The 23,844-nt window shown below is 26.0% G+C and carries 23 protein-coding genes and 2 tRNA genes; 11 read left to right on the forward strand and 14 right to left on the reverse strand.

Annotated elements, in window-relative coordinates; translation table 11 throughout:
• Positions 1 to 14 precede the first annotated feature (14 nt).
• On the forward strand, positions 15 to 1,517 hold the full coding sequence (lysS, locus tag G9C01_RS02030; protein WP_166265783.1) for a lysine--tRNA ligase: 1,503 nt from the start codon (positions 15 to 17) through the stop codon (positions 1,515 to 1,517).
• 1 nt (position 1,518) lies between these two features.
• On the opposite strand, the gene G9C01_RS02035 is transcribed toward lysS, so the two are convergent.
• Together G9C01_RS02035 and rsmG are read right to left on the reverse strand one after the other, a co-directional pair.
• Positions 1,519 to 2,484, reverse strand: a complete 966-nt coding sequence (locus G9C01_RS02035) for an amidohydrolase family protein (RefSeq protein ID WP_166265786.1) — start codon at positions 2,482 to 2,484, stop codon at positions 1,519 to 1,521.
• 27 nt (positions 2,485 to 2,511) lie between these two features.
• The gene (gene rsmG / locus G9C01_RS02040; protein ID WP_166266409.1) at positions 2,512 to 3,123 is read right to left on the reverse strand and encodes a 16S rRNA (guanine(527)-N(7))-methyltransferase RsmG; all 612 of its coding nucleotides are present in this window, start codon (positions 3,121 to 3,123) and stop codon (positions 2,512 to 2,514) included.
• A 97-nt stretch (positions 3,124 to 3,220) separates the two neighbouring features.
• Here rsmG and G9C01_RS02045 point away from each other — a divergent pair, with 97 nt between their 5' ends.
• Positions 3,221 to 4,417: a pyridoxal phosphate-dependent aminotransferase gene (locus tag G9C01_RS02045; protein WP_166265789.1), complete on the forward strand. Its 1,197-nt coding sequence runs from the start codon at positions 3,221 to 3,223 to the stop codon at positions 4,415 to 4,417.
• A gap of 7 nt (positions 4,418 to 4,424) precedes the next feature.
• Here G9C01_RS02045 and G9C01_RS02050 read toward each other — a convergent pair.
• The 4 genes from G9C01_RS02050 to G9C01_RS02065 all read right to left on the reverse strand — a co-directional run bounded on the left by G9C01_RS02050 (position 4,425) and on the right by G9C01_RS02065 (position 7,130).
• Positions 4,425 to 4,499, reverse strand: a tRNA-His gene (locus G9C01_RS02050).
• Positions 4,500 to 4,537: 38 nt separating this feature from the next.
• A complete protein-coding gene (locus G9C01_RS02055) occupies positions 4,538 to 5,599 on the reverse strand; it encodes a diphosphomevalonate/mevalonate 3,5-bisphosphate decarboxylase family protein (RefSeq protein ID WP_166265792.1) in 1,062 nt (353 codons plus the stop codon).
• A 7-nt stretch (positions 5,600 to 5,606) separates the two neighbouring features.
• Positions 5,607 to 7,010, reverse strand: coding sequence for a dicarboxylate/amino acid:cation symporter (locus G9C01_RS02060; protein ID WP_166265795.1), 1,404 nt, complete (start codon positions 7,008 to 7,010; stop codon positions 5,607 to 5,609).
• A gap of 49 nt (positions 7,011 to 7,059) precedes the next feature.
• Positions 7,060 to 7,130: transfer RNA gene (locus G9C01_RS02065), tRNA-Gln, on the reverse strand.
• Between the two features lie 121 nt (positions 7,131 to 7,251).
• Here G9C01_RS02065 and rpsP point away from each other — a divergent pair.
• Positions 7,252 to 7,590, forward strand: coding sequence for a 30S ribosomal protein S16 (gene rpsP, locus G9C01_RS02070; protein ID WP_166265798.1), 339 nt, complete (start codon positions 7,252 to 7,254; stop codon positions 7,588 to 7,590).
• Here the strand turns inward: rpsP and truB are convergent.
• Genes truB through gyrB form a run of 3 tightly spaced genes read right to left on the reverse strand, consistent with a single transcriptional unit; the run spans position 7,587 to position 11,025 of the window.
• Entirely contained in the window at positions 7,587 to 8,303 is a 717-nt protein-coding gene (truB, locus tag G9C01_RS02075; RefSeq protein ID WP_166265801.1) for a tRNA pseudouridine(55) synthase TruB, read from the reverse strand. The genes rpsP and truB overlap by 4 nt on opposite strands.
• The gene (locus tag G9C01_RS02080; protein ID WP_166265804.1) at positions 8,300 to 9,091 is read right to left on the reverse strand and encodes an undecaprenyl-diphosphate phosphatase; all 792 of its coding nucleotides are present in this window, start codon (positions 9,089 to 9,091) and stop codon (positions 8,300 to 8,302) included. The genes truB and G9C01_RS02080 overlap by 4 nt, the downstream gene beginning before the upstream one ends.
• A gap of 23 nt (positions 9,092 to 9,114) precedes the next feature.
• Positions 9,115 to 11,025 carry a DNA topoisomerase (ATP-hydrolyzing) subunit B gene (gene gyrB, locus G9C01_RS02085; protein ID WP_166265807.1) on the reverse strand — a complete coding sequence of 637 codons (1,911 nt, stop codon included), beginning with the start codon at positions 11,023 to 11,025 and terminating at the stop codon, positions 9,115 to 9,117.
• Between the two features lie 102 nt (positions 11,026 to 11,127).
• Here gyrB and argH point away from each other — a divergent pair, with 102 nt between their 5' ends.
• Positions 11,128 to 12,519, forward strand: a complete 1,392-nt coding sequence (argH, locus tag G9C01_RS02090) for an argininosuccinate lyase (protein ID WP_166265810.1) — start codon at positions 11,128 to 11,130, stop codon at positions 12,517 to 12,519.
• Here argH and trmD read toward each other — a convergent pair.
• Positions 12,497 to 13,165, reverse strand: a complete 669-nt coding sequence (gene trmD, locus G9C01_RS02095) for a tRNA (guanosine(37)-N1)-methyltransferase TrmD (protein ID WP_166265813.1) — start codon at positions 13,163 to 13,165, stop codon at positions 12,497 to 12,499. The two genes, argH and trmD, sit on opposite strands and share 23 nt — an antisense overlap.
• A gap of 88 nt (positions 13,166 to 13,253) precedes the next feature.
• On the opposite strand from trmD, the gene der reads away from it, so the two are divergent.
• From der to G9C01_RS02110, 3 genes are all read left to right on the forward strand, one after another.
• On the forward strand, positions 13,254 to 14,588 hold the full coding sequence (gene der, locus G9C01_RS02100) for a ribosome biogenesis GTPase Der (RefSeq protein ID WP_166265816.1): 1,335 nt from the start codon (positions 13,254 to 13,256) through the stop codon (positions 14,586 to 14,588).
• Between the two features lie 32 nt (positions 14,589 to 14,620).
• Positions 14,621 to 15,232: a Holliday junction branch migration protein RuvA gene (gene ruvA, locus G9C01_RS02105; protein ID WP_166265819.1), complete on the forward strand. Its 612-nt coding sequence runs from the start codon at positions 14,621 to 14,623 to the stop codon at positions 15,230 to 15,232.
• A 79-nt stretch (positions 15,233 to 15,311) separates the two neighbouring features.
• Positions 15,312 to 17,615 (forward strand): inorganic phosphate transporter, encoded by a 2,304-nt coding sequence (locus G9C01_RS02110; protein ID WP_166266412.1) that lies wholly within the window; start codon positions 15,312 to 15,314, stop codon positions 17,613 to 17,615.
• Here G9C01_RS02110 and G9C01_RS02115 read toward each other — a convergent pair.
• Together G9C01_RS02115 and G9C01_RS02120 are read right to left on the reverse strand one after the other, a co-directional pair.
• Entirely contained in the window at positions 17,604 to 18,611 is a 1,008-nt protein-coding gene (locus G9C01_RS02115) for a LuxE/PaaK family acyltransferase (RefSeq protein ID WP_166265822.1), read from the reverse strand. The genes G9C01_RS02110 and G9C01_RS02115 overlap by 12 nt on opposite strands.
• Positions 18,601 to 19,104, reverse strand: a complete 504-nt coding sequence (locus G9C01_RS02120) for a CvpA family protein (protein ID WP_166265825.1) — start codon at positions 19,102 to 19,104, stop codon at positions 18,601 to 18,603. Before G9C01_RS02120 ends, G9C01_RS02115 begins: the two co-directional genes overlap by 11 nt.
• 35 nt (positions 19,105 to 19,139) lie before the next feature.
• Between G9C01_RS02120 and G9C01_RS02125 the strand changes: the two genes are divergently transcribed.
• A complete protein-coding gene (locus G9C01_RS02125) occupies positions 19,140 to 19,487 on the forward strand; it encodes a hypothetical protein (RefSeq protein ID WP_166265828.1) in 348 nt (115 codons plus the stop codon).
• 2 nt (positions 19,488 to 19,489) lie between these two features.
• Positions 19,490 to 20,482 carry a phenylalanine--tRNA ligase subunit alpha gene (pheS, locus tag G9C01_RS02130; RefSeq protein WP_166265831.1) on the forward strand — a complete coding sequence of 331 codons (993 nt, stop codon included), beginning with the start codon at positions 19,490 to 19,492 and terminating at the stop codon, positions 20,480 to 20,482.
• Here pheS and rlmB read toward each other — a convergent pair.
• Positions 20,466 to 21,227: a 23S rRNA (guanosine(2251)-2'-O)-methyltransferase RlmB gene (gene rlmB / locus G9C01_RS02135; protein WP_166265834.1), complete on the reverse strand. Its 762-nt coding sequence runs from the start codon at positions 21,225 to 21,227 to the stop codon at positions 20,466 to 20,468. The two genes, pheS and rlmB, sit on opposite strands and share 17 nt — an antisense overlap.
• Positions 21,228 to 21,595: 368 nt before the next feature.
• Complete coding sequence (locus tag G9C01_RS02140; RefSeq protein WP_166266415.1) at positions 21,596 to 21,868, reverse strand: YtxH domain-containing protein; 273 nt, start codon at positions 21,866 to 21,868, stop codon at positions 21,596 to 21,598.
• A gap of 87 nt (positions 21,869 to 21,955) precedes the next feature.
• Here G9C01_RS02140 and murB point away from each other — a divergent pair, with 87 nt between their 5' ends.
• Both murB and G9C01_RS02150 read left to right on the forward strand, forming a co-directional pair.
• On the forward strand, positions 21,956 to 22,978 hold the full coding sequence (murB, locus tag G9C01_RS02145; RefSeq protein WP_166265837.1) for a UDP-N-acetylmuramate dehydrogenase: 1,023 nt from the start codon (positions 21,956 to 21,958) through the stop codon (positions 22,976 to 22,978).
• A 68-nt stretch (positions 22,979 to 23,046) separates the two neighbouring features.
• Positions 23,047 to 23,841 carry a purine-nucleoside phosphorylase gene (locus G9C01_RS02150; protein WP_166265840.1) on the forward strand — a complete coding sequence of 265 codons (795 nt, stop codon included), beginning with the start codon at positions 23,047 to 23,049 and terminating at the stop codon, positions 23,839 to 23,841.
• Positions 23,842 to 23,844: the final 3 nt, after the last annotated feature.

The raw sequence follows: 23,844 nt of genomic DNA on the forward strand, positions 1-23,844 counted from the left end.
AATCAGTACAGTATATGACCGATTTATCAGAACAACAAATTATACGAAGAAAAAAACTAGACAAACTGAAATTATTGGGAATCAATCCTTATCCTTCAGAAGAATATGAAGTCACCACTACCATTTGTAATATACGAAAAAATTTTACGGAAAAAGAAACTATAAGTATAAGTATAGCTGGACGGTTAATGCGTTTGCGAATTTTAGGAAAAGCTTCTTTTGGAGAAATAAAAGATCATACAGGTTGTATGCAAATATACTTTACTCAGGATTATTTATCTTCGAATCAAATCAGAAAAGAGGACGCGTACAATATTTTTTTAAAAAAACTTGTAGATATAGGAGATATTATTGGAATAAAAGGAATTTTATTTAAGACAAAAATGGGTGAACTGACCATACATGTTCTTCAATTCACTTTATTATCAAAATCTATACGGCCCTTACCACAAGTAAAAATGGATAAAAATAAAAAAATATATGATGCTTTTTCCAATACGGAACAACGTTATCGTATGCGTTATGTAGATCTTATTGTCAATGATCATGTTAAAGAAATTTTTTTAAAACGTGCTCGTATCATCCAAAAAATAAGAAATTTTTTGGATAAAAAAGGATATATCGAAGTTGATACACCTATTTTACAATCTATTCCTGGAGGTGCAATAGCTCGTCCTTTTGAAACGTATCATAATACATTGGGAATTCCATTATATTTACGTATAGCTAATGAACTTTATTTGAAAAGATTGATTATTGGCGGATTTCATGGTGTATATGAATTTTCTAGAAATTTCAGAAATGAGGGAATGGATCGTATTCATAATCCAGAATTTACTGTATTAGAACTTTATGTAGCTTATAAAGATTATTATTGGATGATGAATTTTACAGAAAAATTGGTGAAATGCATATGTAATAAATTTCAAAAAAAAGAAAATAATCATATTAATTTTAAAATTCCTTTTCCTCGTATTCCCATATTAGATTCTATTAAAAAATATACAGGATTTGATATTAAAGAAATGGGAAAGAAAGAGTTAAGAAAAGTTTGTAATAAATTGCATATAGAAGAAAATATAACAATGAGTAAAGCTAAACTGATTGAGAACATTTTTGAAGAAAAATGCGAAAAAAATTACATAAATCCTACTTTTATTATTGATTATCCTGTAGAGATGAGTCCTTTAACTAAAAGACATCGTGATAAAGAAAATTTATCAGAACGTTTTGAACTCATTATAAATGGTCAAGAAATTGCCAATGCTTATTCAGAACTTAATGATCCTATTGATCAACTTGATCGTTTACGAGAACAAATGAAATTATCCGAAAAAAAAGACGAATCAATATCTATTGATCAAGATTTTATACGTGCTTTAGAATTCGGAATGCCTCCCACTGCAGGAATTGGAATTGGAATAGATCGTTTAGTTATGTTACTTACTCAAAAAAAATCAATTCAAGAAGTTTTACTGTTTCCACAAATGCGGCCAGATAAAAGAGTAAAAAAATAAATTACTTATTTTCCAATCCTAACACTTTTAATCCATTTATTGTAGCAATTTTTACCAAATGATTGACATCATAATAATGACAAGCTTCCAACATCACTCGTAGTTCTATCCATAGATTTCCATCAGAAAAAGGTTTATATATGTCACAAATATTGTCTGTTCCAAAAGCCACTATAATTCCTTCAGGGACCATCTCATCCACTGGAGTAATAGAATTATGGCTAGGAGTTAAACGTTCACTTCTGGTATGATCAATCCAAGCAATAGGACAAGATATTACCATTAAATCCGCTTTTTTCATTAATTGATATATTTTATAACGATAATCTCTAACATGTGCGGCCAAAGAAATACTATGTATAGCCACTACTTTTCCTTGCATTCCATGTTCAATCGTTTTTTTCGCTAATTTTTCAGTTTCTTTTTCTTCGTTAGTATTAAATTGATCTACATGTACATGCACTATTTTTCCCTTTTTTTTAGCTGTTTGTAATAAAATATCTAAATGTTCATCTTCTCTTCCATAATCTGTAGCAGGTAACCCCCCAATTATATCCACAAATTCTATTGATTGGTCAAACCAATATTTTGATTGATTATTCAATACACCTTTAAGTACTTGATTCGCAAAACAAATCTTAATAAAATTTCCATAATTATTTTTCAATTTTTTAGCGGCTTTCAAGGCTCGATCTTCAATAATTTCATCTACATCAATAAAAGAGCATAAAGCTTGTGTTCCTTGTTTTAAAAAATATTCTAAAGCTTTTTCCATACGGATATAAATATCCTCTTCTGTAGCTAAACGTTTCATTTCATCAACCAAATACCATTTTTTTTTAAGGTGATAATAAGAATATTTGAAATTTTTTTTTGTGAGAGTATAAGCCCTATCTAAGTGAGCATGAGCATTTACCCATCCACCTTTTTGTTTTACTTTTTCTACAAAAATTTTTTTAGGATTCATTTTTTAATGAAATCAGTTTCTATGAAATTAAATATTGGAAATCCAAATCACTTTTTTAGTTATAAAAAATGGTTCTTCAAAATAATGATTTAAAGGATATTCTATTGCATGAGGAAATTTCTTTAATTCAGAATAAAGATTTCCTCCTTTTAAATATAAAGCTCCATTATAATTAGATTTGTATTTAAATTTATTTTTTATCAAATTATGGATAACATCTATTTTGTTTACAAATCTAGAAACTACAAAATCAAATTTATTTTCTAATTTTTCTACACGTATACAAATAGGATACACATTTTTTAAATGAAGATTATATATAATTTTTTCTATAATTTTAATTTTTTTTCTAATAGAATCTACCAATATAAATTTTGTATGAGGAAAAACTATAGATAAAGGAATTCCAGGAAATCCTCCTCCTGTTCCAAAATCCAGAACACATGATCCAGGATAAAAAGAAAATACCTTAGCTATTCCTAAACAAAAAAGAACGTGTTGTTTATCAAAATCATGAAATGATTTTCTAGAAACTAAATTTACATATGTATTCCAATACCCATATAAGTTTTTTAAATAAGACAATCTATAGATTTGTTGATCCAGTAGATTTGGAAAATATTTTTTAATTAGTTCCATAATGTTCCATAATGGATAAATAAACTTATAACCAAATTTATTTAGATTTGTAATCATTTCAATAAAATAATACTAATAATTCATAAATATTTATGATATGAAAAATAAATTCAGATTATCCCATCGTTTACAGAATATATCTTATTCACAAACTATAGCTATGTCAGCTAAAGCCAGAGAATTAAAAAATAAAGGTTATGATGTTATAAACCTGAGTTTAGGTGAACCCGATTTTACCCCTCCTAATTTTGTTTTATCCGCTGCAAAAAAAGCTATAGATGAAGGATATCATTATTATACTCCTGTGTCCGGATATTTTGATCTTAAAAAAATAATATGCGAAAAATTCTACCGTGATAATCGTTTAAAATACACTCCATCTCAAATTGTCGTTTCTACTGGAGCAAAACAAGCTATAATGAACGTTCTCTTATCTTTGTTAAATAAAGATGATGAAGTTATCATTCCTGCTCCTTATTGGGTTAGTTATTTACAGATGGTAAAATTTTGTGAATCTTCTCCTGTTATAATTCCAACAATGATGAAAGACAATTTTAAGATTCATCCAGAGCAGTTAGAAAAAGCAATTACATCTAAAACAAAATTATTTCTTTTCAATACTCCTTGTAATCCTACTGGAAGTGTTTATTCTTATGAAGAACTAAAAGATTTAGCGGAAGTTTTTAAAAAACATCCAAAAATTATGATTCTTTCTGACGAGATTTATGAACATATTTGTTACTCATACAAAAAACATACTAGTATTGCTATATTTCCTGATATTTATCATCAAGTTATTACAGTTAATGGATTATCTAAGGCTTTTTCTATGACAGGGTGGAGAATTGGATATATTGGAGCTCCAGAATGGATTGCTCAATCTTGTGATAAAATACAGGGACAGATGACATCTTGTGCAAATTCTATAGCACAAAGAGCAGCTATTACGGCATTATCCGCTCATTCCAATAAAATAGAATATATGGTCAAAGAGTTTGAAAAAAGAAGAAATTTAGTTTTGGACATGATAAAAGAAATTGATGGATTTCAATTTTATAAACCGAATGGAGCTTTTTATATTTTTCCAAAAATATCATATTTTTTTGGAAAAAAATTATATGGAAAAATGATTAAAAATTCAGATGTATTTTCAGAATTTTTACTGGAAAAAACTCAAGTTGCTACCGTTAGTGGTAGTGCTTTTGGTGATAATGAATGTTTACGAATTTCTTATGCTTCATCAGAAGATAAAATCATAGAAGCCTTTACAAGAATCAAAAAGGTATTAAATTAATTAAAAGGGTGGACGACCGGATTCGAACCGGCGACCCTCAGAACCACAATCTGATGCTCTAAACCAACTGAGCTACGCCCACCAACACCAAAACAACACAAAAATAAAAGACAAAGATAATTAATAACAAAAACTTTCTATAATTTTTTTGCAGTAAGAAAATAAATCACTGTATATCCATTTTATAATGGATGTTTTTTCTTGAATAGGATATAAAAGATGAACGTTTGCTCCTGCATCTAGGGTAAAATAAATATTTTTATTGCTATGTTTTCTAAAATCCCATACTGTATGAATCACGTTCAAAGTATTGGGTTTCATCCATAAAAAATAGGGACGAGAGGTCATAATCATAGCATGAAGAGTTAAAGCTTCATGTTCTATTAATTCTCCAAATTCTTGAAAATCTCCTATTTTTAATATAGATATAAGTCTATTCATATTTTTATTAGCACACTTAAATCTTTCTCTAGCATAAGGATGATTATTCATTAATTGATGTCCTTTTGAACTCAATATTTTTTTAGGTTCATCATCTATGATTAAAATAGTATTTGCTATTTTTGTAAATATGGAATGTACTTCATATGGATATGGTATAGCATAAAGATTATTGCTCCCTTTTATAGATGGATGACATCCCCAAACAACAAGTCCAGAATAAATAGATCTGCAAGCACTTCCAGAACCTAATCTAGCTAAAAAAGAAGCTTTTTTGAGAAATAAATCTTTTTTTAAAGAGGATACTAATTTTTTTTCTATTTTCATGACACATAATGCTAAAGCACTCATGGAAGAAGCAGAAGAAGCTATTCCACTACTATGTGGAAAGGTATTATAAGTTTCTATAATAAAATTAAAATCCCGTAAATAGGAACAATAAAATGAAATCCTATGAAAAAATTCTAAAATTTTTGGAAGAAAACTCGTTTTTTCTTTTCCTGAAAAAAAAATTTTTATAGATGAATTTTTTTTTTTTTTTCTTTTATAAATTAATCGTGTAACTGTGTATACTTTTCCTAAAGAATAACTAATAGATGAATTCAACGGTATTTGTATTTTATGATTATGTTTCCCCCAATATTTAATTAGAGCAAGATTGGAATGACTTTTGCTTGATACGATTCCATTATGGTCGATAAAACATTTTTTGTTACTATAAAAAAAATAATTTTTTTTCAAAATTCAATTACAAATCATTTTCACTTTTGATATAATCTAACATTTTTTTATCATCTAATTCTCCTTCAGAACGAGCTATAACACAACTAGCTAATCCATTTCCTATAACATTTACGGTTGTCCTAGCCATATCCATTAATTCATCTATTCCTATAATAGCTAATATAGGCCAAGTCGGTAATCCAAAAGAAGCGACAGTAGCTAAAAGAATTACTAAAGATGCTCTAGGAACACCAGCAACTCCTTTACTAGTTAGAATTAACGTAAGTCCTATAAATATTTGTTGACTAAAACTCAAAGGAATACCAGATGCTTGTGCAACAAAAACAGTTGCTAAAGATAAATAAAGAGTAGTCCCATCTAAGTTAAAACTATAACCTGTAGGAATTACAAAAGCTATAATTTTTCTAGGAACTCCTAATTTTTCGAGATTTTCCATAAGTAAAGGCAAAGCAGATTCGGAACTTGTAGTAGCAAATGCAAGTGACACAGGTTCAGTTAATGCTTTGACAAAACCTTTTAAAGGAACTTTTATCCACAAAAGAATAGGAAGTAAAACAACTATCAAAAAGATCAATAAAGCAATGTAAAGAGTTAATAATAACTGAAGTAAATTGTATAAAATATCCAATCCCATATGTCCTACTGTATAAGCAATAGCGGATCCTACTCCTATAGGAGCAAAATACATAATAATTTTAGTAAATTTAAACATGATTTCTGAAAGACTTTCTGCAAACAGCAGGATAGAACTTCTTTTTTTATCTTCTAAGAAAACCATGGATATGCCAAATATAACTGAAAATACGACGATTGGCAATACATCTCCATGATAGACAGATTTTATAAAATTTTCCGGAAATACATGTAAAATTGTGTCTTGCCAGGTTCTACTTTCTACTTTGGGTAATTGTTGTTCCGTGATTCCTGAAGGCATCACAATTCCAACTCCGGCCTGAGAGACATTAATTGCAAGAAGACCAATAAACAAAGCCAAAGTTGTCACCACTTCAAAATATAGCAAAGATTTCCATCCCATACTCCCTAATTGTTTGATATTAGAATGACTTGCTATTCCTACCACCAAAGTGGAGAACAATATTGGAGCGATGATAGTTTTTATCAATCTTAAAAATATTTGAGATAAAAATCTTAATTCCACAGCAATTTTAGGCATATCTAATCCTATTTCTATTCCTATGATAATGGATAATAAGATCCAAGTAGTTAAGTCTTTTTTCATAAAAGAATATAATATGAAAATAGATATCACGATACATCTTAATATGCTCATAGAAAATTGATCCAATCCTAGTAAAGATTTGGATAAATGAATCAATACATATGCTAAAACACCTAAAAAAGCTACTAATAAAACTTTTTCTTTTTTTATTTTCATTCCAATACTCATTTAATTCTATTAAGAATCCAATCAATACCCATTGGGGTAAGTAAGTTAACAGACCCGTAGGGACTCGAACCCCAACTAACAGAACCAAAATCTGCTGTGCTACCGTTACACAACGGGTCTATGTAAAAATGTAAATATATACCATTTTTTTTCAAAAACATGATAATTATATCTAAATTTGGGCTACTTTACTATAAAAAAACCTTGACTTGAAAGGGTTCATATATAAATAAATCAAATTATGTCCGTAAAAATTCGTTTAAAAAGAATTGGAAAAAAACATAGACCTATTTATCATATAGTTGTAGCTGATTCTCGTGCTCCTAGAGATGGAAAATTTATTGAAAAACTAGGAACTTATAATCCTCATACGGATCCTCCTTCAACTGTATTAAAAATACAAAATGCTGTATCGTGGTTAATGAAAGGAGCACAACCTACCAATACGGTTAAATCCATTTTTTCTAAAACTGGAGTATTATTGAAAAAACATCTATTAGAAGGAGTAAAAAAAGGAGCATTAACTGACGAAGATTCCCAAAAAAAATTTAATACATGGTATAAAAAATATAAAATTTAATCTAGAAGATAACATGGAAATTCTTTGAAAAGATTTAATTTAACAGAAGAAGAATTCATAGAAAAATTTCCTATTCCTTCTCTTCTTAAAGAAAGGATATAAGCTCCACTTTGAAGCGATTTTCCAAAATCTTGGGCAAGAGATCGAATATAAGTTCCTTTTCCACATTCTATAAAAAATTTTATGTAGGGAATTCCTATTTTTAGGATATGAAAATTGTAAATTTTTACACGTCTAGATTTTATAATTATTTTTATCCCTTTTCTGGCATATTCGTAGAATCTTTTTCCTTTTGTTTTTAAAGCAGAAAAATATGGAGGATATTGATCAATATCTCCCAAAAATTTTTGGGCTATTTTTTTTATCAATTTAGGAGTAATATGGGAAACAGAAGAAAAATTATGTTCTTCTGTTTCTGAATCAAAAGATAAGGTTTCACAGCCTAATTTTATAATGCCTGTATAAACTTTTTTATAATTTTGAATTTCATTTACTTTTTTAGTATATTTTCCTGTGAGTACAATTAATAAACCCGTAGCAAAAGGATCTAAAGTTCCTGCATGTCCAATTTTTAAATTTTCTTTTTTTATAGTAGAAGCAGCAGTGATAATAGAATTTTTTATTTTTTTAACAATGTCAAAAGAAGTCCACCCCCATGGTTTATCTACTAATAATATTTTTCCATTCTTAAATTCTGATAAATTAGGATTCAAAATTTCTCAATTGGTTGTATTAAATAATGTATAATAAGAAAAAAAATTCCTAAAATAATTCTATAGTATCCGAATAATTTAAAATTTTTTAAATATGTTATAAAACATTTGATAACTATCATTCCAGTTACAAAAGATACTATATTTCCTAATAATAATATTTCTATATCTTTATGAGTAAAATAATTTAATTGAAAATAATAGTCAAATAATTTTTTACATGTAGCAATTCCAATAACAGGTACAGATAAAAAAAAAGAAAATTCAATAGCTTTGATTCTATTCACATTTTGTAGCATACAAGCAACAATGGTTGTTGCACTTCTAGACACTCCTGGAATTAAAGCCATACATTGAAATAATCCAATAATAAAAGCTTTCAAATAAGTAATACTATTTTTTCTATTATATAAATTTTTTTCATAAAAAATTTCTACTGTTACAATAACAAATCCTCCTATCAAAAGAGACAAAGCAACTATAAATGGTTTATTTAAAAAAAAATTAGTGATTTTATTCAAAAAAAAACCCAAAATTCCTACAGGAAAACTGGCTACAAAAATCTTTAGGTAGAAATCCAATTTTTGAAAAAAAAACTTATTTCTATACAAAAAAATTACAGATAAAATGGTTCCAAACTGAACAGAAATAAGAAATAAATTTGTTATTTTATTTTCTAATATTCCCATTATGGATGCCGCAAGAATCATGTGTCCTGTAGAAGAAATAGGAAAAAATTCTGTAATTCCTTCAATAATCCCTAATAGGATTGATTGAATATAATTCATAACGATCAATTTGACTCACTTAATTAAACATCAATTTTTGCATGTATCGCGTTTTGTTCTATAAAATTTCTTCTTGGTGGAACTTCATCTCCCATCAGAATGGAAAAAATTTTGTCTGCTTCCGAATAATCCTCTATATTTACTTTACGTAAAGTTCTTTTTTTAGGATTCATTGTTGTTTCCCAAAGTTGTTCTGCATTCATTTCCCCTAATCCTTTGTATCGTTGTATGTTGATATATTTTCTTCCTCCTAATTGATGAATAATATTTTCTCTCTCTTGATCATTCCAAGCATATTGATAATGATTTCCTTTTCGAATTAAATAAAGTGGAGGTGTAGCAATATAAATGTGTCCTTCTTCTATTAAGGGTTTCATATAACGAAAAAATAATGTTAAAATTAAAGTAGAGATATGACTTCCATCTATGTCTGCATCTGTCATAATAATAATTTTATTATATCTAAGTTTTTTTATATTTAAAATTTTTTGATTTTCTTCTGTCCCAATAGAAACACCTAAAGAAGTGAATATATTTTTTATTTCCTCATTTTCAAATATTTTATACTGCATAGCTTTTTCAACGTTTAGTATTTTTCCTCGTAAAGGCAAAATGGCTTGAAAATTTCTATCTCTACCTTGTTTAGCTGTACCTCCAGCAGAGTCTCCCTCTACTAAATAAATTTCACAATTTTCTGGATTATTGAAAGAACAATCCGCTAATTTTCCAGGTAAAATACTGCTTATAGCTGTTTTTTTCTGTATCAACTCACGTGCCTTCCTAGCTGCTTGACGTGCTTTAGCTGATAATATTATTTTATCAATAATTTTTTTTCTATCACTGGGATGTTCTTCCAAATAACTATATAACGCTTCCCCTACTATTTTATCTACAATACCTCCTATTTCATGATTACTTAATTTTGTTTTAGTTTGTCCTTCAAATTGAGGATCCATTACTCGAATAGATATAATGGCCGTAATTCCTTCTCTAAAATCATCTCCAGTTAATTCTATTTTACTAGATAAAATGCCATATCCATCTATATATTTTTTAAATGTTCTTGTTAATGCTCTTCGGAACCCAGAAAGATGAGTTCCTCCTTCATAAGTATTAATGTTATTCACATAAGAATAAATTTTTTCTTTAAAAGAAGTGTTGTATTGCATTGCTATTTCTACAATAGTATTATCTTTTTCTCCTTCAATAAAAAGAATATCTTTAGTTAAAGATTCCTGATTTTTATCTAAAATAGTAAGGTATTCTTTTAATCCATTTTTAGAAAAAAAATGTTCTTTTATATTTTTCCTCTCGTCTTTTAAAAATAAGGATAAACCTTTATTTAAAAAAGATAATTCTTTTAATCGATTAGCTAAAATATCATAATTATATATAATGGAATTAAAAATGGAATGATCAGCAAGATAATAAATTTTTGTTCCTTGCATATTAGTTTTTCCTAAATATTTTACAGAATAAAGGGCTTTTCCTTTAAAATATTCTTGTTGATAAATTTTCCCATTTCGATAAATTGTAACTATAAGTTTCTTAGATAAAGCATTGACACAAGATATTCCTACGCCATGTAATCCTCCAGAAACTTTATAAGAATTTTTATCAAATTTACCACCCGCTCCAATCTTAGTCATAACGACTTCTAGAGCAGATTTACCTTCTTTTTTATGAATATCTATTGGAATTCCACGACCATTGTCAAGTACTGTAATAAATCCATTTTTATGAATGGTTACCCATATTTTATTGCAAAAGCCTGCTAAAGCTTCATCGACAGAGTTATCTATTACTTCGTAAACTAAATGATGTAATCCTCTAATTCCTATATCTCCAATATACATAGAAGGTCTTAATCTAATATGTTCGATTCCTTCAAGAGATTGAATACTATCTGCTGTATAATCTTTTATAGTCGTCATAAGTAGTCATATTATGTTTTTGATTCATTTAATTTTATTTCATTATTTTACATAAAATTTATAGTTTTATCTTAGAATCAAAGATAGAAAAAATATTGTTCCGTGAAAATTTGGAAAAAAAAAACAAATTTTAGTTTTAGTAAAAAAATAATAAGTTTTACTTCAAGTAAGGATTCAAAAATAGATTTACTTTTGGCTCCACATGATGTTATAGGAACTATAGCTCATGTTATCATGTTGAAAAGTATAGGATTATTAAATCAAAAAGATTTAACAATTTTAATTCATGAATTGCGTAATATTTATGTTCAAGAAATTTTAAAAAATAATTTTAAGATTGATGAAGGAATAGAAGATATTCATTCTCAGATAGAGTTTTTATTAACTCATCGTTTAGGAGAAGTAGGAAAGAAAATACATAGTGGAAGATCCAGAAATGATCAAATTTTGGTAGATTTGAAACTTTTTGTTCGTACAGAAATCAAAAATATTGTATATATGACTTATTCTTTTTTTGATTTATTATTAAAATTAAGTGAGCAACATAAAAATATATTAATGCCTGGCTATACTCATTATCAAATAGCAATGCCCTCTTCTTTTGGTCTTTGGTTTGCCGCATATGCAGAAAGTTTGATTGATGACTTGCTATTAATGCAGGCTGCATATCGTATTGTCAATAAAAATCCTTTAGGTTCAGCTGCAGGATATGGATCTTCTTTACCTTTAAACCGAAAAATGACAACCTATTTATTGGGTTTTGAAAATTTAAATTATAATGTAGTGTATGCTCAAATGGGACGGGGAAAAATGGAAAAAATTGTTTCAGAATCTATTTCTTCTTTGGCAAGAACTTTAAGTAAAATGGCTCAAGATATTTGTTTATATCTAAGTCAAAATTTTAATTTCATTAGTTTTCCTGATCATCTTACTACTGGATCAAGTATTATGCCTCATAAGAAAAATCCAGATGTTTTTGAGATAATACGAGCAAAATGTAATAGAATTACATCATTACCTAATGAAATTTCTTTAATTTCTTCTAATTTATGTTCCGGATATCATAGAGATTTTCAAATCATTAAAGAAAGATTTATTCCGATTTTTGAAGAAATGAAAAAATGTTTTTCTATGTTTAAATTTATGTTAAATCATATTATAGTTAATAAGGATCTTCTTAAAGATGATAAATATCAGTATTTATTTAGTGTAGAACGAGTGAATCATCTAGTGGTTGAAAAAGGGTATTCTTTTAGGGAAGCTTATGAACAAGTAGGATTAGATATCCAAAATGGACGTTTTAAATCCTTTACTATTAAGGGTTCTTATTCTCATGAAGGAAGTATAGGAAATTTGTGTAACAAACAAATTAGAAATTTGATGCAAGATGTAATTAAAGAATTTAATTTTGATAAAATAAATGAAGTCATACAACGATTAATTTATAGAAAAATCTATTTTGATGGATCCTCTAAGGATCCAATTTTCGTTTGAATTGTATGGATTTTTTATCTAACCAATCTTTTATTTTTTTATGATGTCCAGACAAAAGTATTTTTGGGACAGACCATCCTTTATAAGTGATTGGACGAGTGTAAATGGGAGGAGCTATGAAAGCTTTTTTTTGAAAAGAATCTGTAAGAATTGAATCTTGATTTTGGATTACTCCAGGTAATAATCTAACTATGGATTCGACAATAACAGCCGCAGCTAATTCTCCTCCAGATAAAATATAATTACCAATGGATATTTCTTTGGAAATTAAGTGATCTCTAATTCTTTGATCAATTCCTTTATAACGTCCACAAAGAATAATAATATTTTTTTTATCAATGAAATATTGAGCATATTTTTGTGAAAATAATTTTCCATCAGGAGTCATAAAAATTTTTTCATCATAATTTCTCTCTGACAATAGCTTGGAAAAACATTGATATACAGGTTCTATTCTAATTACCATTCCTGATCCACCTCCATAAGGATAATCATCTACATTCTTTCTTTTTCCTAATCCATATTTACGTAAATCATGAACATGAATTTCAATTAAACCTTTATTCATAGCTTTTTTAATAATAGAATTAGAAAAAGGACTATGAAAAATTTCAGGAACTATACTAACAATATCTATACGTAACACATTATTTTTTAATATATAATATACAACACTTTTACTAATAATCTAATAATGAAACTAATAAAAAAATTTTTACCTTTGTGAATAAAAAATGAATTATATCGTATCCATAGTAGGACGTCCTAATGTAGGAAAATCAACTTTGTTTAATCGTCTTGTAGGAAGAAGAAAAGCTATAGTTCATGTAACAAGTGGAGTAACAAGAGATCGTATTTATGGAAATTCAGAATGGAATGGAGTTAAATTTGATGTAGTAGATACTGGTGGTTTTTATATTTCAAAAAATGATATACTTGAAAAAGAAATAAAAAATCAAATTTTTATAGCTATTCAAGAATCTGATGTTATTTTATTTTTAGTAGATATAAAAGTGGGAATATTAGATGCAGATATAGAATTTGCCCAAATTTTAAGAGAATGTAAAAAAATAGTTTTATTAGTCGTGAATAAAGTAGATCACGGAAAATCTGTATATTCTGATACAGATTTTTTCCGTTTAGGATTTGTAAAATATCACTACATATCAGCTATAGATGGTAGTGGTACTGGAGAATTACTGGATAAATTAATAGAAATATTACAATATAAATTCAAATTATTTAAAAATAAAGAAAAAATATTGGAAAATAAATTTATTCCTCGTTTTTCAATAGTAGGACGGCCCAATGTAGGAAAATCTACTTTGATTAACTCTTTTCTAAATAAAAATCATCATATTGTGACAAATATTTCTGGTACAACTAGAGATAGTCTTGATGTTTTTTACAAAAAATTGGAATATAAGTGTATTTTAGTAGATACTCCTGGAGTCAGAAAAAAATCAAAAATAAGAGATCCCATTGAATTTTATTCTACGATGAGAACGTTTAAAACAATAGAATATGCGGATGTTTGTTTTTTAATGATAGATGCGGGAATAGGATGGGAAAGACAAGACATGAATATTTTTAAATTAGTGGAAAAAAATCATAAAGGAATTATAATTCTTATTAACAAATGGGATTTATTTCATAAAAATAATTTTGACACACAAAAAAATTATGAATTTTTTATAAGAAAAAAAATTTATCCATTTGATAATGTTCCCATTCTTTTTATATCCGCTAAAAATAAAAATGGAATACATAATATTATTCCCATGGCTTATCAGGTTTTGAAATCGAGAAAAAACAGATTAAAAACAAATATTTTAAATAAAATAATGTTACCAATTTTGAAAAAAAATCCTCCAATTCCTAATAAAAAAAATAAATTCATAACTATAAAATATTGTACTCAATTACCTTCATGCACGCCCAAATTTATTTTTTTTTCTAATTTTCCTCAATATATAAAAGAATCTTACAAAAGATTTGTTGAAAATAAAATTCGTTCTCACTTTAATTTTATAGGAGTACCTATACAAATTTTTTTTAGAAAAAAATAACTTTTTAGGATTTATTATCTACTGATAATATCGTGATAACACACTTAAGAGGAAAGTTAATAGAAAAAAATCAATCTTATTTAATCATAGATTGTCATGGAATTGGATATCATATTCATATATCCTCATATACATATTCTTCTTTGGGAGAAAAAGAAGGTAAAGATGTTTACATACATACTTATCTTTTTATTAAAGAAAATCAACATGTTTTGTATGGTTTTTTTGATAAAAAAGAAAGAAAAATATTTTCTTATTTGATATCCGTGAATGGAATAGGCCCCAGTTCTGCTCTCATGCTATTATCTTCTCTTACTCCATATGAAATAGAAAAATCTATATCTAAAGAAGATATAAAAGTGTTTAAAACAGTTAAAGGAATTGGAACAAAAACGGCTCAAAGAATTATTATTGAACTAAAAGATAAAATTATTAAAGAAACTATTTATAAAAAAGGAAAAAACGTAAAATTATTGGAAAAAACACCTTATTTAATAAAAAAAGAAGCTTTAAATGCTTTAAGTGTACTTGGATTTTCTATTCAAGAGTCTAAAAAAGTTTTGGATGATATTTTAGATGGAAATCCAGAATTTTCTGTAGAAAATCTTATTAAAGAATCTTTAAAAAAAATTGTCAAATCATAAAAATTATTCACCATTTATCAAAAAACAACCTTAATAATATACTTTTGTTTTTTTTGTGAATTCAACAATACTTATTATTATGAAACTTTTTTATCCCTCAATTATAGTGGTTATTTTTTTCTTATCTATATTTGATCTTATTGTTGGTTTAATTAATGATGCCGTTAATTTTCTAAATTCTGCTATTGGATCTCAAGTTGCTTCTCGTAGAACTATCATGATTTTTGCCAGTTTAGGTATTTTATTAGGAGCTTTTTTGTCTAGTGGAATGATGGAAGTAGCGAGAAAAGGGGTTTTTGATCCTTCTTATTTTTATTTTTCAGATATTATTTTTATTTTTTTAGCGGTAATGATATCCGATATTATTTTATTGGATATTTTCAATACATTAGGATTACCCACTTCTACTACTGTATCTATGGTTTTTTGCTTGTTAGGGGCTGCTTTCAGTATTGCCATGATAAAAATGACTTCTCCATTGAATGATGAACCTTTTCATCATTTAACTTTATACATTAAAACCGAAAAAACATTCACCATTAGTATAGGTATTTTTTTATCTATTATTATTTCTTTTACTTTCGGGGCTTTTATTCACTATTTTATTCGTTCTTTATTTAGTTTTGAATATGAAAGTAGATTAAAATATATAGGGGTAATATGGAGTGCTATTTCACTGAGCAGCATGACTTATTTTCTTATTGTAAGAGGTCTTCATAGTACTTTACAGGGTTTGATTGATGAAAATTTAGTAGGATTTTCCTCATTTATTCAACATTTCATAAAATGGACTCATCATAATTTTTTTATTTTTTTGCTTATATTATTTTCAACGTGGACTATTATAGCAAAAATATTTGTTTCTTTAGGATATAATATTTTAAAATTTGTCGTATTATATGGTACTTTTTCTTTAGCTATGGCTTTTGCAGGGAATGATTTAGTAAATTTTATTGGAATTCCTATAGCTAGTATACAATCATATAACATATGGAAAGAATCGGGTAGTCCTCCTGCTGAAAAATTCAATATGAAAAGTTTGTCTGGAAATGTACAGGTCCCTTCCTCTGTTTTAATTATTGCAGGTATGATCATGATATTCACTCTTTGGTTTTCCAAAAAAACAAAAAACATAACAAGTACAGAAATTAATTTAAGTAGACAAAATGAAGGCCCAGAAAAATTTTTATCCAATTCTTTTTCTAGAATAATAGTTAGATTTTTTTTATATATTGGGAATCAATTTTTTGAATTGTTTCCTAAAAGACTTTTGGTTAAAATAGAAAAAAACTTTAAGCAAAAAAAAATACAAAAAGAAGAAAACGGAGCTTTTGACCTAGTTAGAGCTTCTGCGAATTTAACTATATCCAGTATATTGATATCTATAGCCACAGTTCAAAAACTTCCATTATCTACTACTTTTGTTACTTTTATGGTATCTATGGGGACTTCTCTTGCAGACAGAGCATGGGATAGAGAAAGTGCTGTTTATAGAGTTTCAGGAGTCTTAAAAGTTATAAGAGGATGGTTTTTAACAGGTTTAATAGCCTTTACCATGGCAGGAATGACGGCTATTTTTTTATACTTTTTTAAAATATGGGCTTTATCTTTTCTTATTTTTTTTATTTTATTTGTTTTTTATAGAAGCTACAAAAACTATAATAAAATGCAAAATAAAAAAATAGAAGAAAAACCGTTTTTTGGGGTAGTAAATCTTACTTTTGAGAGTACTTTAAGCAAAACCTTAGACATTCTACTCCCTATACTTGAATACATTGAAAATATTTACAAAAGTAGCATAGAAGGAATTACTAAAGAAGATTTAAAAACTCTTCAAGAAAGTAGAAATAATTTCTTCAAAGTAAAAGAAAATTTTACAAATGTACATAATTCTTTAGTTAAAGTGATTAGAAAAACTAAAAATTGTGAACCAATTGCTGGAATTCTTTATATACATATATATAATAAAACTAGAGAAATCATTGAATCTTCAGATATTATTACGAATCATACATTATTTCATGTCATCAATAGTCATAAACCTTTACAATACCAACAGAAGAAAAATTTACGAATACTTGAGTATCTTATGATTGAACATTTTAATATCATCCAAAAAATAATAAGGGATAAAAGTTATAAAAAAATTAAATTTCCTTGTACTATACAAAATCAAATTTTAAAAAAAATTGAGGAGCAAATGAATCAACAAGTGATGGGTATTATACGTCAAAAATATGGAACAAAAAATACATTTTTAATGTTGGATATTCTTTTAGAATCAAAAAAAATTACGGGAAGTATAAAAGATCTCATTGTATTATATAACAATGCGTTATCTCATATTTCATCCAAAAAAGACGCGTCTTTTTTAGCATTCTAAAAAATGTGGAGTCATGAGATTACATCCTCGTATATCTGAAAAATCCATTCTTCCTAATACTTCAAATTCATTATCATTAATTTTTTTTCCTAAATCTTCTGTAGAAATAAAAGGGCAAGATAAATAATTTGATAAATCAATAATATCAATTCCTCCTATTTTATTGTTATTGATATGTATAAAAGGATCTTCAGGATCTCTGATATATACTTTCATCCAAGGAGGACATTGAAATTTTCCGTTTTTTTTTGCATATGCTTGAGAAAGCAATTCTGTCATTCCATATTCAGAATGGATTTCCTTTACACAAAAAAATTTTTTTAAAATATCGTGTAATTCTTCTCTAATAATTTCTTTCCTTTTCCCTTTCATTCCTCCTGTTTCCATAATTATCACCTTGTTTTTAGATTCATTTTTTTGCATATTTTGTTGCAAATGATTATTTTTTTCTATAAAATCCAATAGAAAAAAACTAAGTCCAAAAATGAAAATATTTTTATCATTTTGATTCGAAAAGATATCTTTATAATTATGATAAGGAATAAAATGACTTCCATTTTTATGGGTTTGTTGTATCAAATATTTTATCATATAAATTAAAGAAGAATCTTTTCGATTTGTAGGAATAAATCCTAAAAACTTAAATTTTTCTATGGGACCATAGAAAAATTCAAAACTATTTCGAATACTATCAATATAAATATTCAAATTTTTTACATAATGTTTACTTTTTATTCCAGTAGTTCCACTGCTAGTAAAAATGATATCGTAATCATCTGTTGTTCTACTACTAAAAATACGATGTGTTTTAAAAAAGGAAATAGGCAAAAAAGGAATTTCAGAAATATTTTTTATTTCAAATGGATTTATTTCTAAAAATTGAAGATAATTTTTATAAGTTATGTTATTTTTTATTTGATCATGAAATATATTCCATGTTAAATTATCAAATTCTTTATTTGATAATATGGAAAAAATTTTTTCTTTAAAATTCATAAAATTTAAAATATAATTCTTTCAATTTGTTTAATAAAGATTCTTTTTTAGGGAAAAAAAATTGAAATTTTTTTTCAAAGGAATTTTGAAAAAAATCATAAGGAAAGAGATCTATTTTGTTATTTGCTTCTTTTAGTAAAAAAATACATATTGAAAAATAAAAAAAATATTTAATCATACCTAATATCCCACCACCTAATCTATCTATAGGTTTTATCCATGTGATGATCATGATGAATTCTATGATTTTTTTAATTATAAAAGCTATAAAAATAATAGAAAAAAGCGAAATTATTATAGAATACATTATCAATAATTTTTTGCTTACTATATTGATTTCTTTTAATATTCCTTTTACGAAATAAAAAACATAAAAACCTTTGAAAATAAACATAAGAAATATCATAAACATGAATAATTGAGAAATTAATCCTTTTTTATATCCATGATATCCACCATATAAAACTATAATTATAATGATTATATCTAACATAATTGTTTATTTTTAAATAAAATGGAAAAAAATTTATGCAACAATTTTATATCAATTGGAATAAAGTCATATCATATATACAAAATAATTTTTCTATAGAAGGAAAAATTGATATAATTGGAATTATTTACCTAATAGGAATTCAAGAATTAGGAAAAGGAAAAAATCAAATTTTCAATAAAGAAGATAAAATCAATATTCTACATATTGCAATATGTAGAATATTAGAGCCATTTGGTTATTATTTATTTATTGGAAGAGATAAGGAAGGATGGCCTCATTATATATTGAAAAATAAGATTCCTTTTAATCATAAAGAACAATTATTTTTAATTCAAAAAGCTATTATTCGTTATATGAATGACGAAAATATTATTGAATAAATATGGATAAAAAAATAGAAAAAATTAAAAAAGAAATAAAATGTTTTCACATTAAAACATATGATGATTTAGAAACATTTAGAATTAAATTTTTAGGTAAAAAAAAAGGAATTATTACAATATTATTTAAAGAATTAAGTAAAATTCATATACATAAAAGAAAAATTTTCGGAAAAATTATTAATGAATTAAAAAAAGAAACTCAAAATAAAATAAATATTTTTCATTACAAATACAAAAATGATGATCATAAAAATGATAAAGACGCTAAATTTGATCCTACTATACCTGGAAAATCGGTAGAAATTGGATCTAGACATCCCCTGTCTATTCTAAATAATAGAATCATAGATCTTTTTATGAAAATTGGATTTACTTATGTAGATGGACCTGAAATAGAAGACGATTGGCATAATTTTACAGCTTTAAACATTCCTATATTTCATCCATCTAGAGATATGCAAGATACATTTTTTTTGTGCAAAAATCCAGATATTTTGTTGCGTACACATACTTCTTCTGTGCAAATACGGTATATGAAAAAACATAAACCCCCTTTTCGTATATTATCTATCGGAAAAGTATATAGAAATGAAACAATTTCATCACGTTCCAATTTCATGTTTCATCAAGCGGAAGGGTTTTATATTGACAAAAAAGTTTCTTTTTCCAATTTAAAACAAACGATTCATTATTTAATCACTTCTCTTTTTGGAAAAGCGAAAATTAGATTTCGTCCTTCTTATTTTCCATTCACAGAGCCTAGTGCGGAAGTAGATATTTATTGTAATAATGAATGGATAGAAATTATGGGTTGTGGAATGGTAGACCCCCAAGTTTTTAAAAATGTAAATATTGATGCAGAAATTTATTCTGGATTTGCTTTTGGATTGGGAATTGAACGTTTAGCTTTAATCATTTACAAAATGAAAGATATTAGAATTTATTTTGATAATGATATTCGTTTTTTAAAACAATTCAAAAGTGAATTTTAGATTGATATTTTCTTTGTCTGTAAATTTCATATAAAATAATGCCACAAGCTACAGAAACATTTAAAGATGAAATTCCTTTAATTACTGGAATTCCTACTTTTTCGTAGGAAATTGTTAAATATTTTGAAGAAACTCCTTTTTCTTCATTTCCTAGGATTAAAGCAACTGGACCTGAAAAATCAATATTGTACCAATATATATTGGATTTTTCTGTCGCAGAAACGATTTTTAATCCAGAATTTTTCAAAAATTCTATCGTATTCAATATATTTTTTTCTTGACATATAGGAACTTTAAATAAAGCACCTGAAGAAGTTTTTATTGAATCAGATCCAATCATAGCTGTATCTTTTTTTGGAATAATGATAGCGTCTACTCCTGCACATGCAGACGTACGTATTATAGATCCAAAATTTCTGACATCTGTTATTCGATCTAAAATGATTAATAGTGGATTTTTTCCTTTTTCATAAAATATGGGAAGCAAATCTTCTATATGATAAGTTTCTATAGGATAAATAATTGCAAAAACTCCTTGATGATTTTTATTTCTTAATTGATAAAATTTTTGTTTCGAAACGGTTTGAATTGGAATATGTTCTTTATTGGAAAGATGTATTAATTTTTTGTAAGCATTCGATACTTGTCTCAATCCTTTTTGAAAAAAAAGTGTTCTAATAGTTCTTTTAGCTATAATCGCTTCTATCAATGGATGTATTCCATAAACAATTTCTAATTTTTTCATACAAAACTATTTTTTGCCATCAAAAATTTTAATAAAATATTTATTTAATAAATTTTTTATTAAAAATCGTGTCATATATTTACCAAAATAAAATATGATAAAAAAAATTAAAAAATACAAAATAGTAATAATTCCAAATCCTATAACATAATTTCCAAAATAAAAAGAAAGAAAAAAACACAAAGAAAGACTTATTAAAAATAAAATAACAATGCAAAATATCAATAATAAAAAAATCAAAAAAATCTCTGTTATAATAGAAATTAACATTTGAATGACCTCATTTTTAAAAATACACCATTTCTTATGGATAAAATTTTTAATGAAAATGAACATTTGAAAACTTTCAAAAAAAAACTTATTAAGTTTTAAGTTCCTAATTCATCTTCTACTTGTTCTACTTGATCCATTTTATCTATCTTATTTTTTTTCCATTTAGATTCAAAATTTGATTTAATTTTATGAACTTTTTCCCCAATTTTTTTACCAATTTCCTGTAAGTTATCTCTTAGTTTTTCTGTTTTTTTTTCTAATATATTTTTTATTTTTTCCTCTTTTTTTGGAGTTAATATCATTCCCAATATTAATCCTGCCATAGTTCCGAAAAAGACTCCCCAAAAAAAATTTCCTCCTTTTTTCATAAATAATATTTTTTTACTATAGATAAATTTAATCATACAATATTTACGTACAAAATTGTATTTATGTATTTATGAAATATTTTTCACATGTTCATTAAAAAAAATTTTTCTCTAAAAAAATTTAATACATTTGGAATAAATGTTTATGCTCGTTATTTTGTAGAAGTGAAAAATATAGAAGAAATTATAAAAATTTTTGACATATATCCATACATTTCGAAACTTTTTTTAGGAAATGGAAGTAATATTCTTTTTTTAAAAAACTATTATCCGGGATTAGTGATGAAAATAGGAATAAAAGGAAAGAAAATAATCAAAGAAAATGATTCTAAAGTCATTGTTCAAGCATATGCTGGAGAAAATTGGAATGAATTTGTAAATTGGACGATAAAAAAAGGATTTAGTGGATTAGAAAACTTATCATCGATTCCAGGTACAGTTGGAGCAGCTCCCATTCAAAATATTGGAGCATATGGAGCAGAAGTAAAAGATACTTTGATAAAAGTACAAGTATATGAAATAAATCATAGAAAAATCATAGAATTTACACGTGAAGAATGTCAATTGACATATCGTTATTCTCTTTTTAAGCTTCCTCATTATAGAAACAAATTTATTATTTTATCTGTTTATTTTCTTTTAAATAAGAAATATAAACAATTAAATACATCTTATGTGGAAATTCAAAAAGAATTAGAAAACATGAAAATAAAAATACCTACTCTTAACGATTTAAGTCAGGCAATTTTTAATATTAGACAAAAAAAACTTCCAAATCCCAAAAAAATTGGAAATGCTGGTAGTTTTTTTATAAATCCTATAGTAGAAATCTTATACTTTAAAAAACTAAAACATAAATATCCCGATATTACAGGTTATAGTATTTCTAATCACGAAATAAAATTATCTACTAATTCATTAATAGAAAATATAGGATGGAAAGGAAAAAAAATTGGAAATGTGGGAATATATAAAAGAAAACCTATCATTTTAGTAAACTATGGAAAAGCTACTGGAATGGAAATATATTCTTTTTCAGAACAAATAAAGAAAAACATAAAAAAAAAGTTTGGGATTTCTTTATCAAGAGAAGTTAATGTCATACAATAAATCAAAATGAATAAAATGATAAAAATAAATCATGAAACAATTTACCTTTTTAAGAAAAACTTGAATTTATGTCAATGACTATGACTTTAGAAAAATCGAAACAATACATACAAAATAAAATTAAAGAAAAACCTGATTTTGGAATTTTATTATTAGGAAGTCAATTCGATAAACTGATAGAGGAGATTAAAAATCCTACATGTATTTTTTATGAAGAAATCCCCCTTTTTTCAAAAAAAAATTTATATGGAAAATTTTTATTTGGCAAAATAGAAGATAAAAACGTGGTTTTTTTAATAGAACCTTTTTATGAAGAAAAAAGAACCCATAATTTTCCTATTATTTTGTGTAAAAATATAGGAATAGACAAATTAATATTGATTAATATTTCTGGTGGAGTAAATCCAAACTACAAAATGGGAGATGTAATGTTAATTAAGGATCATATTAATTTTTATCCGGAAAGTCCTAATATAAAAGAATTTATTAAAAATAGATTCTTCGAAATTACAGAACCATATGATAAAAAAATGATAGAAATTGCAGAAAATATTGCGATGAATCATAATATCATTATTCAAAAAGGAGTATATGTTGCTTATCCTTATCCTAATTATAAGACCTCAGCAGAATATGCTATGATACGATCTATGGGTGGAGATAGTGTAGGAATGAATATAGTAACAGATGTAATAACAGCTAGATGTATTAATTTACGAGTGTTCGCTATATCCATTATTATGGGAATGGGATTATATAAACCATCTAATAATGTACATTATTCCGATTCTAATAAAGAAACAAAAAAAAACATATCTCTACTAATATTAATAATAAAAGAATTTATAAAACTTTGTTTATAAAAT

The organism is Blattabacterium sp. DPU (assembly GCF_011290385.1).
In the GTDB taxonomy this organism is placed as follows: Bacteria; Bacteroidota; Bacteroidia; order Flavobacteriales; family Blattabacteriaceae; genus Blattabacterium.

Excerpts from the sequence above, each read along its gene's own strand:
- lysS (WP_166265783.1), top strand. The coding sequence starts at position 15 with ATGACCGATTTATCAGAACAACAAATTATACGAAGAAAAAAACTAGAC.
- G9C01_RS02035 (WP_166265786.1), bottom strand. The coding sequence starts at position 2,484 with ATGAATCCTAAAAAAATTTTTGTAGAAAAAGTAAAACAAAAAGGTGGA.
- rsmG (WP_166266409.1), bottom strand. The coding sequence starts at position 3,123 with ATGGAACTAATTAAAAAATATTTTCCAAATCTACTGGATCAACAAATC.
- G9C01_RS02045 (WP_166265789.1), top strand. The coding sequence starts at position 3,221 with ATGAAAAATAAATTCAGATTATCCCATCGTTTACAGAATATATCTTAT.
- G9C01_RS02060 (WP_166265795.1), bottom strand. The coding sequence starts at position 7,010 with ATGAGTATTGGAATGAAAATAAAAAAAGAAAAAGTTTTATTAGTAGCT.
- rpsP (WP_166265798.1), top strand. The coding sequence starts at position 7,252 with ATGTCCGTAAAAATTCGTTTAAAAAGAATTGGAAAAAAACATAGACCT.
- G9C01_RS02080 (WP_166265804.1), bottom strand. The coding sequence starts at position 9,091 with ATGAATTATATTCAATCAATCCTATTAGGGATTATTGAAGGAATTACA.
- gyrB (WP_166265807.1), bottom strand. The coding sequence starts at position 11,025 with ATGACGACTATAAAAGATTATACAGCAGATAGTATTCAATCTCTTGAA.
- der (WP_166265816.1), top strand. The coding sequence starts at position 13,254 with ATGAATTATATCGTATCCATAGTAGGACGTCCTAATGTAGGAAAATCA.
- G9C01_RS02110 (WP_166266412.1), top strand. The coding sequence starts at position 15,312 with ATGAAACTTTTTTATCCCTCAATTATAGTGGTTATTTTTTTCTTATCT.
- G9C01_RS02115 (WP_166265822.1), bottom strand. The coding sequence starts at position 18,611 with ATGAATTTTAAAGAAAAAATTTTTTCCATATTATCAAATAAAGAATTT.
- G9C01_RS02120 (WP_166265825.1), bottom strand. The coding sequence starts at position 19,104 with ATGTTAGATATAATCATTATAATTATAGTTTTATATGGTGGATATCAT.
- G9C01_RS02125 (WP_166265828.1), top strand. The coding sequence starts at position 19,140 with ATGCAACAATTTTATATCAATTGGAATAAAGTCATATCATATATACAA.
- pheS (WP_166265831.1), top strand. The coding sequence starts at position 19,490 with ATGGATAAAAAAATAGAAAAAATTAAAAAAGAAATAAAATGTTTTCAC.
- rlmB (WP_166265834.1), bottom strand. The coding sequence starts at position 21,227 with ATGAAAAAATTAGAAATTGTTTATGGAATACATCCATTGATAGAAGCG.
- G9C01_RS02140 (WP_166266415.1), bottom strand. The coding sequence starts at position 21,868 with ATGAAAAAAGGAGGAAATTTTTTTTGGGGAGTCTTTTTCGGAACTATG.
- murB (WP_166265837.1), top strand. The coding sequence starts at position 21,956 with ATGTTCATTAAAAAAAATTTTTCTCTAAAAAAATTTAATACATTTGGA.
- G9C01_RS02150 (WP_166265840.1), top strand. The coding sequence starts at position 23,047 with ATGTCAATGACTATGACTTTAGAAAAATCGAAACAATACATACAAAAT.